Source organism: Aliivibrio wodanis (assembly GCF_052920805.1).
In genome coordinates this window covers 275983-289250 of record NZ_JBREXA010000001.1, presented here as the reverse complement: position 1 = coordinate 289250, position 13268 = coordinate 275983, and the positions used below count along the sequence as shown (strand labels likewise).

The 13268-nt window shown below is 32.8% G+C and carries 11 protein-coding genes and 1 pseudogene; 4 read left to right on the top strand and 8 right to left on the bottom strand.

Features of this window, described 5'->3' with window-relative positions; genetic code table 11:
• Window positions 1-314: 314 nt before the first annotated feature.
• From ACU5DF_RS01285 to ACU5DF_RS01275, 3 genes are all read right to left on the bottom strand, one after another.
• The gene (locus tag ACU5DF_RS01285; RefSeq protein ID WP_446711495.1) at window positions 315-2726 is read right to left on the bottom strand and encodes a hypothetical protein; all 2412 of its coding nucleotides are present in this window, start codon (window positions 2724-2726) and stop codon (window positions 315-317) included.
• Entirely contained in the window at window positions 2704-3111 is a 408-nt protein-coding gene (locus ACU5DF_RS01280) for a hypothetical protein (RefSeq protein WP_446711494.1), read from the bottom strand. The genes ACU5DF_RS01285 and ACU5DF_RS01280 overlap by 23 nt, the downstream gene beginning before the upstream one ends.
• 214 nt (window positions 3112-3325) lie before the next feature.
• A complete protein-coding gene (locus ACU5DF_RS01275; RefSeq protein ID WP_446711493.1) occupies window positions 3326-4192 on the bottom strand; it encodes a hypothetical protein in 867 nt (288 codons plus the stop codon).
• Window positions 4193-4480: 288 nt separating this feature from the next.
• On the opposite strand from ACU5DF_RS01275, the gene ACU5DF_RS01270 reads away from it, so the two are divergent.
• The gene (locus ACU5DF_RS01270; RefSeq protein WP_446711492.1) at window positions 4481-5932 is read left to right on the top strand and encodes a zincin-like metallopeptidase domain-containing protein; all 1452 of its coding nucleotides are present in this window, start codon (window positions 4481-4483) and stop codon (window positions 5930-5932) included.
• Window positions 5933-6004: 72 nt separating this feature from the next.
• Window positions 6005-6295: a hypothetical protein gene (locus ACU5DF_RS01265; RefSeq protein WP_446711491.1), complete on the top strand. Its 291-nt coding sequence runs from the start codon at window positions 6005-6007 to the stop codon at window positions 6293-6295.
• A gap of 42 nt (window positions 6296-6337) precedes the next feature.
• Here ACU5DF_RS01265 and ACU5DF_RS01260 read toward each other — a convergent pair whose 3' ends face one another.
• The 5 genes from ACU5DF_RS01260 to ACU5DF_RS01240 all read right to left on the bottom strand — a co-directional run bounded on the left by ACU5DF_RS01260 (window position 6338) and on the right by ACU5DF_RS01240 (window position 11616).
• A complete protein-coding gene (locus ACU5DF_RS01260) occupies window positions 6338-6583 on the bottom strand; it encodes a hypothetical protein (RefSeq protein WP_446711490.1) in 246 nt (81 codons plus the stop codon).
• Window positions 6584-6696: 113 nt separating this feature from the next.
• Window positions 6697-7200 (bottom strand): hypothetical protein, encoded by a 504-nt coding sequence (locus tag ACU5DF_RS01255; RefSeq protein WP_446711489.1) that lies wholly within the window; start codon window positions 7198-7200, stop codon window positions 6697-6699.
• Between the two features lie 95 nt (window positions 7201-7295).
• Complete coding sequence (locus tag ACU5DF_RS01250; RefSeq protein WP_446711488.1) at window positions 7296-7463, bottom strand: hypothetical protein; 168 nt, start codon at window positions 7461-7463, stop codon at window positions 7296-7298.
• Between the two features lie 203 nt (window positions 7464-7666).
• Window positions 7667-9634, bottom strand: a complete 1968-nt coding sequence (locus ACU5DF_RS01245; protein ID WP_446711487.1) for a recombinase family protein — start codon at window positions 9632-9634, stop codon at window positions 7667-7669.
• Window positions 9631-11616 carry a recombinase family protein gene (locus ACU5DF_RS01240; protein ID WP_446711486.1) on the bottom strand — a complete coding sequence of 662 codons (1986 nt, stop codon included), beginning with the start codon at window positions 11614-11616 and terminating at the stop codon, window positions 9631-9633. The genes ACU5DF_RS01245 and ACU5DF_RS01240 overlap by 4 nt, the downstream gene beginning before the upstream one ends.
• Window positions 11617-11678: 62 nt before the next feature.
• Here ACU5DF_RS01240 and ACU5DF_RS01235 point away from each other — a divergent pair.
• Window positions 11679-12011: pseudogene (locus ACU5DF_RS01235) on the top strand (CreA family protein); the annotation flags it as partial.
• A 72-nt stretch (window positions 12012-12083) separates the two neighbouring features.
• Window positions 12084-13261 (top strand): IS3 family transposase gene (locus ACU5DF_RS01230; protein ID WP_446711485.1). Its coding sequence is split into 2 segments (ribosomal slippage): window positions 12084-12351 and window positions 12351-13261, totalling 1179 coding nucleotides; the frame shifts between segments, so codons are not numbered across the junction.
• Window positions 13262-13268: the final 7 nt, after the last annotated feature.

The following is a 13268-nucleotide window of genomic DNA, read 5'->3' as shown; positions in this document are numbered from 1 at the left end:
CTAAGATCTCCCGAGGTAAGACGCTGTTCTTTCCCATGGTCATGCCTGATTTACTGCGACACACTTCTCGTCGAAACATAGGGTTATTCTATCTATAGCTAGGTTACCCAAGTTGTCACAGCCTACTATCAGATTTCTGTTCGTCACCACCATGTTTTGCCATTTGCTTCCTTCAGATTTCACCTCACGGTGAACACCCTTGCATAGGCTAACGGTTCTCGTTCGACTGAGCCCGTAGAGGACTTTCCACCTCCTAGAACAACGCCATGCTCGGCGCACTAACATTAAAAAGGCACATTTTGTGCCTTTTATTTTTACTCTGGTTTGTTATTTTTAACCGACTTCATTAACCGCATAAGTTTCATATTATTTCTCTGTGTTTTATTCGCTAAGTGAGTTCTTAACCCTTTAACTCCTGCATAAGTCCAAGTCAAATTCTCTGCTGTTTCAATTCCATCAGTAGAATTACTTATTATCGCATTCGTCCCTTTTTTAATCAGTTCATTTAGAGTTAAATCTATATTTCTGCTCAACTTGATTGAGAAAACAACAATCAGTATCAACACAATAAAAAGCGATAACACAGAAAATGCAGGTGTCATCCACTCTAAATATATAAATCTTTTCATTGAGTTAAACAACATAGAGAAAATGATTGGTATGTTGTCTAGCACATTGTTTATCAAAACATTCGTTAACAGAATTACTGTATGCATTGAGAAGATTGTAATGAATGGTGAAATCAAAACAATCACCAACGTTGATACTGTCTGTTTGTAATCTTGCATGGTCGTGTTTGTCGTAAGACCAAGCACAAGCACAGCAATAATCAGAAACACTTGAAAACCCATAAGGATAGGTATTAGATATTGTGTCGATAAAGAAAGAAGTTCTGGTATCTCGTGCAATAAGCTCATTATCTGCGAGAAGACAAAAGCAGCCATACCTGCCGTTCCTGCCATAGAACCAACCTTAGACACGCTAGAACCCAAAGAATTCATCATACTTGGCTTGTTGTTACCAACAGTAAAACCTTTACTGTTATTCCCCTGCTCTCCTTTCAAATCAAACAGCATTTCGTAGATAGATCCAGTGATTTGAACAGTTATTCCCATTCCCATAACATTTATGCTTTGAAAAGCTAATTGTGTCTGAACGTTTGTCCATTCACGAACACCATCAAATGCTTCGTTTTCTTCATAGCAATTCTTTACATCTACACAAGTCATTTTACTAATTGACGTTTTAAGAACATTAAAGCTATTTGACAATGTATCAGCATAATTTTTTACATTGCTAGTTAAGTCATCGTCTGTGTTTATTCTTATGTCTGTTAGATTAAATTGTTCTTCCAAAATTGCTGATGCTACATTTGTGTTAGCTATATCGTCTTCTAAACCATCTGTGTGAGTCACAAATCGATTAACAAAAGCTAAGTCATACAAACTCGAACTTACGTTTGTATCTACATTTGCATTGCTATTGAAGTAAGGTAAAGCATTATAATAATTGACATTAGAAACGTTAGCAATTTCACCATTCAGATATTTATATTCATTGTTTGTGCTTGTAACGTATCTGAAAAATTCTGGTGCTGCGAAACCACCTTTATTAATAATTTCGACCAATTTATTATCATAATCGTAGATTCTATCAATCATTGCGTAAAAAGAATGATAAACAACTGCATAATCCACATTTAAACTATCTATCATTTTCTGAGATTGTAGCTTTGCTTCTTCAATATTTGAATCAATTCTACGATCTATTGTTACTTTTTCAGTGTTTGGATTTAGAGAGTCTTTATTTATGGGAGTAATTTTATCGACTTTAAAATCAGCACAGTCAAAGTTATTCATTGTTACAAAGATGTCCTGAGCTTTGATTGTGCGGTGATTTAAATCGTATGTCTGATAGCATTTTGAGCTTGATACACTCTTATACCAAACATCAGAATCATTCATTATTCTTGTCAAATTGTTAAAGTTCGATTCTTTAATGTTTATTTCATTACTATAATCCGTTAAAACACTTCCAACGATCATCCCTTTTTTATATTCATTTGCGTAAAGGATAAATAGGCTTAACAACTCCTTTTTAGAATTAGTTGTGATCAGATATTGGTCTTCGAAAGAAGATTCAATCTTTTTCCAGTTTTGTTCAAAATTCTTGTTTATGATAGCGTCATGAAGAGCTTTCTTGAAACCTGTATCTTTCATAACTCCTATCATTTTCTTATTCACTGTTTTTTCATTGAAATCGATAGATCCACAACTACCAAAATCAACTTTTGATATTGTTGAGTATCCATCGATATTTTTCATTGAGATCGCAATCTGTCTATTATCTCTACTTTCAATGCCTTTAAAATATGTAGAATTTTTCTTACTATAAAAATCAAGAGCATCAGATTCAACCATTCTAGATTTATTAAATCTTAAATCTGCTACACTACTTTTCACAGAATTCGTTAAACATACATTTATCTTGTTTATTGCTTCAACGTCAAATAAAGCTTCTTTTGAAGCATAATCTTCATAAGTAACACTATCTTGTTTATGCTCTTTTAAAAATGCTGAGTAAACCACGTTTGCAAACAAGTTATTCATTCTCTGTAATGCTTTATTTCTCTCAATTTCATAGATATTTGTTGTGGTTAACATTTTCAGTAACAAGATAGACAATGCGAAAAATCCAACACTTCTAGATACGTTGAACGCTGTCATTTGAGATCTTACGTTGAGCTGTTTTCATTATTGCATAAAGAAAAATAATCAATATCAGTCCATTAATCAAAACACTGTCTTTAAAGAACACTTTTAATTCTGAAAGTTTATCACTTTTGACCAATTGTTTTTTAATAATTAGATTTTTATTATTAGCTTTGCTTTGATCGATAAATTCATTCTCTACATAAGTATCATATCTCAGATTCTTATTATCGTAGACTTGAATGTAATCACTCATTCGGTCAAGAGATTTGCAGTTAACAGGATTGTAAATCGTGTAATCTTCCAAACTTTTTAAGCAATTGTTGTCTTTTGGTTCTTCAATCTGGCAACCCATTACAAAAACCGACAAAAATAATGGAATGTATTTTAAAATATTCATTTGAATTCCTTGTTATATAATTATTTATATAGCATACAAAAACAACAATTCAAGAAAGCGTGATTATTTTTAAAAATAACAGGTTTACTAACGTGTTTTTTAATAGGAATTACAGATTAAAATATTAGAGATTTTTTCTATTTTTTAATGGATATAAGTTTGGAGGGATTAGTAAAACAAAAAGAAGCTTTTAAGCTTCCCTTTTGTTCACAATTTAGATTCTTCTTTTCATTACTTTTTGTTTGTCTGGTTCATTCTTTACAACCTTCTCTTTATCAATCTCTGTTGATTCATTGATTACAAGGCTTTTAAGCTGCTTATGGTCTTCGATATTGGAATGATATAAGTCTAAAAGCTCAGTTGTGTAGACCCATTCAGACGTATAATAATCTCTATTGTCTATTATTAAATAATGATTTTCAGGTAAATTACGATCCATTTCTTCTAACTGGAATAACTCATAATCAGAATAATTTTCGTTGACATTAACTTCTTTTATTTTAATGTCTTTTGAAGAAATAGCTTCAAAACCTTCTGAGTTATTTACCCCATTAACTATAAAACATTTCAGCTCTTTGATATTCATAAAATCATCATTATCGAAATCATCGCTTTCAGTGAAAAAATATTTAAAACAATGATCTTCATAAATCGCATTTAAAGTGAAATTATATTCATTTCCTCCAACTTCAATAGACATGTCTTTTTGAAGAAACGGTGCAAAATCCAATGATTCAAGAACTTTTACTTTGTCTTTATTATATAAATCTTCTAATTTGTGCCAATTTTTAGACCCTTCAAGTGATACAGGGATAGAAGATAGACTTTGGTCTTGAACTGGTTCTCCCCTGTGATCAAAACCAATTTTAGCCACTAAACTATCTTTAATACAATTATCTACTTCTTCGTGATTAGAATGTAAAAACAAACTATATTTTTCTTCGTCTTCAAGATCTGAGTCAAAGCCGTATGTTTCAACATATTCACTATTATCACATACAATCTCGTCAAACCATTCTGTATGAAAATCCTTTTCTTTTTTCATAGTTCCAAAATCAAGAAACACTTTTTCTATATCCATTTAAATCTCCTTTTTTATTACATTTAACCATATACATATAATGTGTCAATGTAAATTGTAAAATAAATTACTTATTTTTGTAATTTATTTTATTTGTTAGATTTACGAAGTAAAAAAACAAAACAGTCACAAAAACAATTCACTCTCCAATCGTTACTTTCACATAATAAATGTTCACTAAGTAATGTAAATAATATAAACGCCACCATTAATGTTCAGTTGTGTTTTTTGATTGTTATTTTAGAAATGGTAATTTATTTATGTAAGTGCATAAATAAAGGAGTATCTATGACTAAGCAAAAAAACAAAAACATTTCGAAAAAACAACAAGATTATTTTGACAAGTTAACACAAGATAGTGCAAACGCTGTTGCTGCATATATTGAAAGTGGGAATAAAGTAAAGTTTGAGAAGTATACGGTTGACACTCAAATTTTTGGAATAGCTCAAAACGCATCAGGAAGGAAATATAACGGTAACAACGCTTTAAACTTAACTTTAGCTCAACTGAATAATCAATATGCATATAATGTCTACATGACCAAAAATCAGATACAAGAAGAAATCATTGAACCTCTCAAACTAGACCAAGATAAAATAGAAAAGATTAAATTAGATTATCCAAAATTCAATCCAGATTTCTGGATTCCAAAAGGTTCTAAATTTGACGTAGCGAGTTTCAGTAAGTTCAAATTCTACGATAAAGATTCAAACGAGATCTTTAATAAAGAAAAAATAAAAGAGTTACAAAAATTAGACGATCTTGCTTTAAAAGCAAAAGGATTTGAGAAACGTTTTGCAGGAAAACAAAATTATCAAGTTTTTAATATTTCTCAGATTCATCATTTAATGACTAATGATACGATTAAAACTCTGTCTAGAAAGCATAGAGATATAATGAATTATGAAAAAGCACGAAAAGGTGATGTAATGCCCGAAGAAGGTATCAATCTCAAATACAAGTTAATCAAAGCTACACATAGACAAGCAATGATTTTAGAACAAGGGATTAGCGTAAATCAGGTTGAGAAAGCCCCTGCGTTCTTCGCTCCTAGCGATTACTCTATTAACGTGCCTAAGAATATTAAATACAAATCTGACTATCACGCACTGTCTACTGAAACGCACGAATTACAGCATAGTATTGGCTTTAAGACAGGTCGTGATCTTAGCGGCATGAGTGGTTCAGTAGCTTTCTCAAAAGAAGAAGTTACAACTGAGCTTGCAACTATGGCTATCTTGGCAAATTACAATATCAAAGGTGAAAGCTTACAAAGTGAGTCATACATTTCTGGATGGGCGAAAGATAATCCACAAGAAGTAATGAAATGCGTGTCAGCTTCTTCGAAAGGCGTAAAAGACTTTCTCGATAATGTTTCTAATTACAAAAAGAAGTTCGATTATGTTAATGATCTCGATGAACAATGTTTGTTGAGCTTCAATACCGATATCAAAACCATTTCTGACGATTTTGAAGAGTTTAAACAATTTGTTGACACTCCAATAGTAGGTTACAAAAATAACGAACACGGCACTGTTTTTGTAGTTGAGAAAGGCAATGTCGAGTTAGAGAAAGAACTATCTTTGATTCTTAAAGATAAATTGAGTGAGTATAGTATCAAGACCCAAAAACAAGAACAGAAAGACCTTTTGGAATTAGAACCTGTTAGTTTAGATCTTGAAGATAAAAAATTGGAAGTTAAAAAAACTAAGAAATCTCAACGTAAGCTTAAAGCTTAAAAAAGCCACTCATTCACAACTGTTGATTTATTATAATAATATGCTTATATGTAATCAACGGAGGTTTTAATTATGAAAAAATTATTATTGATTGGATTGAGTATTTTCAGTATGAATGCTTTTTCTTCAACAAATTTACAAGTAAAAGAAGGTATCTGGTATTTTTCAGAAGTTTATGAAGGAAACATTTATACAAAATGTTTTACTGGATATCCGAATAACCCTTTTGAAAACAAAACACAAAATTATTATAGTTTTCAAAAAAGGAATTATCACGGACTAAGTAATTCAGATATTGCACTTTGCAAACAAACAATAGCTTGTAACAAAAGCACAACGTCAAAAGAATGCAAAGGTTACTAAGAAAAAACACAATAGAGATATTGTGTTTCTCTTTTTTTGTTTTTATATTTCAAGAAAATCAACAATTTTTTGATAGTGAGGTTCAATACAAAAACTCAATTGAAATTCCTCATTTGAATCTTCGATAATTCTATCAAAAAATTTATCTAATACCCTAATTGATAGTTTTCTTCCGTCAAATTCGAAAAAGCTTTTAGCCATCATAGCTTTTGAAAAATCTGGTAAATTGATAATCAATTGATTATCAAAAACCTTTTTTTGATGCTGATACTCTGTTTCTAATATCACTAAATCATTAAGATTAAGTCGTTCAAATTCTTTACTAGAATATTGTTCTAAAACTTTTTAGACTCGTCTCTAATATCTTCGATTCCATACTTCATAGCAAATAATCCCTTAATTCAAATATCTTGCTTCGATGACTTGTAATGTTCCAAAACTTCATAACCTTTAACTATTTCGATATGTTTATAATCGAAAATATACTTGATAGTAGGATAGCTGCACAAATATTCAAATAGTGATTCTGTGTCTTCAAACGACTTGAACCTTTCAGGATAAAGATTGGCTATAAAATCAATATTAATCTCTAAAAGGTGTTCGAATCCTCTAATATTAACACCTTCTAACAAATCCTGATCGGCTTGCAATGCTGTATTTACTTGTGATTTTACAGGGTTGAACACTTCGACAACTTCTGTTCTATAAAAATAATCAGATCCAAAATTAGAGATAAGCTGTTCTAAAAGATAATCAACAAATGTTTTAGAATCGCTTTCTTCAACATTGTTCGAATAATATCGCTTTGAAACATTTTCTGAATTGAGTTCAGAAGCTATATCAATCGAGTTTTTTACAGCTTTGTAATGTCCAGACCTATAAATACTATAATGTGTAACAGCCATATTTAATCCCCTTCTAACATACATTAATTTTAACATAAAAGGACTTATGTATCAGCATAAAAAAAGACCAACATTAAAAATGTTGATCTTTTTATTTAGATTTCGACAGTCTCATTTGAGAAAGCATAATCAATTTTCCCTTTTCTTTTAAACTTATGTATTTCGATAACCTCAATAGATTTGATTATCATTTCTTGAAAGCTTAAATTGTTCTCCTTCCAGTTTTTGTTTACGTGATCCTCACGGATTTCTTTTAATGTCATTTATCACCTTTTTATCGGTGCTCTTTTATTTATTCTTTCATAGCTTTTCCTTTCATAGTTCAAATTAATAGATATAAGAGCGAGTTAACGCAAATAACTATAATGTTTTAATTTCAAAAAGTCAATATATTTTCATTGAAATACTTGACTTTTATTTATTTTTTGTTTCTTTTAAAAATCAATAAATTAACTATCTGAGTATATTAATCAACATAGTGCAAAATATAATTTTCTTTTACTTCTGCGATATATTTAATTAAATCATTATTTGAAACAACTTCTGTTTTACCCTGTAAAGATAATCGAACAGTCTGGATGAGTTGAATTATTAAACCGTCAGCCAAGTTTTTTGATAAACTATTTGTATTTATTTTAATTGAGTTGAACATTAAATCTGATGCGAACTCATCTTGATAAGCAAATGTTCTGATTTTATTGTCAACCATACAAACAATAACAAACTTATGGTATTTGGTTGAACAAACTTCTAACCAACGGATTTTAGTTTTTAAGTAAGAGTTGATTTTTTTTCGTGCTTTCAACACATCTTCAAAATTGGACGATTTAAGTAGTTTATTTAATGTTGGAATCTCAACATTTGTTTCTGTTGGTTTTGCACTTCGTAACCCTCTTTCGAGATCTGCAATTTCAATTGCTAATTGCCCCAAACGTTTATCATTCTCCCCTATCTGGTCTAAGACAAATGATCCGTCTAAACCTTGGTTTATAGCAGAGTTAAACGTTTTAGATAATCCCTTTGCTTTCAACTTCGCTTTATCTTGTTCTTTTAAGGCATTGCTTAACTTTCCAGACAACAATGAATACTCATCATTCAACGTTTCGTTCAAATCACTCACAATTAATTCTATGTCTATGTGTCTAGCATACTTAACAAATTGCAGTTCAAACGCCTTGTAATTGATATTCCCTGCTTCGCAACCATCATTCAAAATTGAACGTTCACAACGCATATACTCAAAATAATCGTCAACCTTTTTGACGTTCTTCTTTTTCGTTGACTTAAAGACCATTTGACCACCACAACTACATTTCATTAGTTGCGAAAACAAATGTGTCTTATCCTTACCCTCTGATCTTGTTTCACTGCTTTTGTTATCTTCAAGAGTTTTCATAGCCAAACGAAATTTATCTTCACTCACAACAGAAGGATAATAGTCGTGAAGCTTTGCAGTGGCGATCTGCTTAACCTGTTCTGTTTTGAACTGGTTTTCCCCTTCATCAAAAGAATCAACGCTTCTACGCTGATTTAGGAACGTGTGACCAATAACATGTTCATTTTTGAAAAGGTTATGAATTGAGAAGGTATGCCATTTTTTTGCTTTTCGATAATTGCCCTTCTGAAAAGTGTCAACACCACTATCATTTAACTGCTTACAGATCTTGATATGACCTAAGCCAGCAATTTTCATATCAAAGATTTTGTTGATTACCTTAGCTTTATCTTCATCGACAGAGAATTGATACAAAGCTTCAAGCTTTTCGCTACCGTCAGCAGCTACATATTTATAAATAACCTCTTCACTTTTAATCCACGTTGGACAGTAAGCTTTGATTCCTATGTGCTTGTGTTTACCCTTTTGACTTGGCGAGTTGTAAAGATACTCGATAACGTCTCTTTTACGCTGATAAGCGTCTAAAACATATTTACTCTTAACTTCACTTTCGTAGTATGCAGAACACATATGAATAATTGACAGAATCATCTTATCCATATCAGTGTCTTTTCTTGTATAAACACAATCGTCAATCGTGGTTACGATATTGAAACCCTGATTCAAGATCTCTTTAAAATGCTTCTGTGCCTCGTCGGGCGACATACGACTGAATCGGTCGAAGTTGTGGAAAGTGATATAGACATTTTGACGCTCTTGCGCAGAAATTTTTTGAAGTAGCGAAAGCATTGTAAACATCTGACCTTTCTCAAATGTTTTAGCGACACCACCTTGAAGCGCATAACCAGAAACACCTTTGTCAGCGAAGATTAGATCATCATTAAGAAACAAATCATTTTGAATTGCATATCGCTTTGCTTCACCAATCTGACGTTCTAAGGATTTACGACCAATTTCAGCTTGTTGCTCAGACGAAAAACGAGCGTAAGGAATACAGATCCCTTTGTATAACGTTTTGTCAAAGCTAATATCAATCATAATTCGATCCCCAAGTTATTATAGTAAAGCTCTTTTGCTTGCTTTAAATCATTTAACATATCTAATCGAGAAACCGCACCACGCTCACCTTTCAATGATTCACGGATTATTTTTAAATAATTGACGAACAAAAACTTTGATTGCGTTGCATTCAAACCTTCAAAATTCACTTTTATTGAATTAAACATTAGATCAGAAGCGAAATTATCAGAATATGCATACGTTCTAATTATGTTATCTCCGAAACACACAATGACGAATCTTTGATAGTCATTTGAACAAACTTCCATATGTTCGATATGAGAAGAAAGAAAGTCGTTTATCTTCTTTCTCATTTTAATTTTCGTATCCATGTCAGCCTTTTTCAAATCTTTCGAATAGGCTTGCATATCGATAATCTCATCGACTGTATTCTGTTTTGATAGTTCTAACTTTTTAATGTGTAGTCCAAGATCTTCAATTTTTGACTTAACTTCTTTTTGTTGTATATCATTTTGAGAGATTGAATTTAATACAAACGTAGCATCCATACCTTTTTCAATCGCAGAGTTAAAAGTTTTTTCAAGACCTTGTTTAGTCAATTTAAGCTTGTTAAATACTGTTTCACTTTCTGAAATCTGCATTTCAATTGATTGAATTTTATTATCAACTGAACCTGCACCAATCGCACAGATCGAACGAAAATCTAAATGATTAACAAACCTGAAAAACGACTCTTCAAGCTCTGTATAATTGATACCAGAACAATTACACTTGTTTTTATACTGGGCATTCAAACAGCGTAAATACTCTTTGATACGTTCGTGATTTTTGAACTTCTTAACAGTTCTATGGTATTGCAATGAACCGCCACAAGAACAAACCATGATTCGAGCAAAAATATTGGTTCGCTCTCCAATTCTACCAATCGGTTTGGGTTTTGATTTTTTCTTCAACTGAACGTTATTCGCTCTGATAAACATATCTTCTGTAACAGCAGCAGGATAGTAGTTGTGAAGCTTTCCAGTCGAATCAACAGGGACTTTTCGCTTTTTAAAAGTCTTAGATTCTTCACAAAGAAACTCTTCTTCTTTGTAAGATTTGAGAACGAGATGACCTAACACTTTCTCATTCACAAGAATGTTTTGTATTGCATAACCATGCCAGTGTTTAGCTTCTTTGAACTTGCCCTGATCGAATACGGGTATCCCTTCTTCGTTCAACCTTTGACTGATTCGTGTATGACCCAAACCGCTTAATCTCAGTTCGAAGATATACTGGACTATCTTTGCTTTCTGTTCATGAAGAGAGAAACGCTTGAAGGTATCAACCTTTTTCAACCCATTCTGATCAACATATTCGTAAGTAATGTTCTCTTGTTTAATCCAACGAGGGATGGACGGTTGCACAACGCCAATGTGTTTGTGCTTACCTTTTTGTGATGGGTGGTTGTAGAGGTAATCAACAATCTCTTTCTTACGTGCTAACGCATCTTTGACATAGATACTTTTTACTTCGCTTTCTTGCCAAGCCGTAGTCATTTTAATGATACTGATAATCATACTGCTTAGGCTTTTGTTATTGCGAGTATAGAGCTGATTATCGATAGTAGTGATAATGTTAAAGCCCTTCTGTAAAATCAGATTGAAATAGGCTTGTGCATCGTCAGGTGACATACGACTAAAACGGTCGAAGTTGTGAAAAGTGATAAAAACAAACTGCCTTTCTTCGGCAGGAACATCATCGAGCATAGCAAGCATAACTTGCATTTGACCTTTCTTAAAAGCCTTTGCAAGATTGCCACTTAGAGATCGACCCGATACGCCTTTGTCAGCGAAAATCAGGTCTTCATTGATAAATAGATTATTCTGATCTGCGTATCTTCTTGCTTCGCCTAATTGACGTTCAAGGGATTTTTTACCGACCTTTGATTGGCTCTTTGTCGAGAATCGAGCATAAGGGATACAGATCCCTTTGTATAAATTCTTGTCGAATGAAAACATCAATAATCCCTTGTTCTACCTTGCTTTGACCACGATAAACACAGCTTAACACAACCATTTCTATGTATCATAAAAATGGTTTCGTAATATGGTGCATATCTAAAGACATCAAGATCTCAAACTTAGATGATGACAAAATTCCAGGGATAACCTGCCATATCGCCTCTGTTGAAGCAGATTTCAGTCTTGCTGACCCAAGTGATAGTTCTATTTCTTGTCGTCAAACTGGTGACATAACTCCTGAGATGATTGCAAGTATCGACAAAAGTAAATCTGGTGAGATTGTATTTAAGCAATCGAAAAGTATTTTCTTCAAATCAATGAAAGTAAGACGTATCTACGATAAAGATAACCAAACCCTACTCTACTTGTCTTACACGACTAAAGAGACAGATGTAGTGGCATAGTGAATTTGGCCACCTAATTAGAAATGATATAATCATTTCAGAATTAAATAGGTGTACATAATGACAAAACGTCCAAGAAAGAACTATAGCGCAACATACAAGTTAGAAGCCGCTCAGTTAGTCATTGAGCAAGGATACTCAATTACTGAAGCTTCCCAGGTTATGAACGTAAGTAAATCCGCGATGACTAAGTGGGTTCAGCAGCTAAAAGATGAGTTAAGTGGAGTGATGCCAGCGGCATCTCCCATCACTCCCGAACAAATAGAAATTCGCGAGTTAAAAAAGAAACTTGCTCGTCTCGAGGAGCATAATGAAATACTAAAAAAGGCTACGGCTCTGTTGATGTCAGACTCACTGAACAATTCGCATTAATAGATAAACTCAGGCAGAGCCACAGTATAAGCATTCTTTGTGAAACCTTTGGTATTCATCGGAGTAGTTATAAGTATTGGAAGGCAAAACCAAGAAATATTGACGGTGAATTATTAGAGCTATACTCAGAAGTTAAAGAAGTACATCGCATTAGTAATGGCTCTGCTGGGGCGAGAAGTATAGCAAAAATGGTATCCCAAAGAGGGATACCACTTAGCCGCTATCGTGCGACTAAGTTAATGAAATTGCTTAATTTAGTAAGCACGCAAATACCGAAGCATAATTATAAGAAAGCGGATCATGAGAGTATTATTGCCCCTAATTTATTGAAACGACAATTTGACGTTAAGCAACCAAATCAAATTTGGTGTGGTGATGTCACTTACATTTGGATTGGTACAAGGTGGGCTTATTTAGCTGTTGTTATTGACCTATTTTCACGAAAACCGATTGGTTGGTCATTGTCACTTTCACCTGATAGTAACCTTACAGCGAAAGCACTTTCAATAGCGTATGAATTACGAGGAAAACCATCAAATGTCATGTTCCATAGCGATCAAGGTTGCCACTATACAAGTTTAAAGTTCAGGCAAAAATTATGGCAATATCAAATAACTCAAAGCATGAGTCGTCGTGGTAATTGCTGGGATAATAGTCCAATGGAAAGATTCTTTAGAAGTTTAAAAAGTGAATGGGTTCCTAAGAATGGATATAAAAGTTTTGCTGAAGCAAAACATTCAATAACCAAATATATAATTGGTTACTTCAGTAATATCAGGCCTCATCAGCACAATGATGGATTACCACCTAACCTTGCAGAGCAACAATATTGGTTAGAATATAAAACGGTGGCCAGTTTTACTTGACCACTAC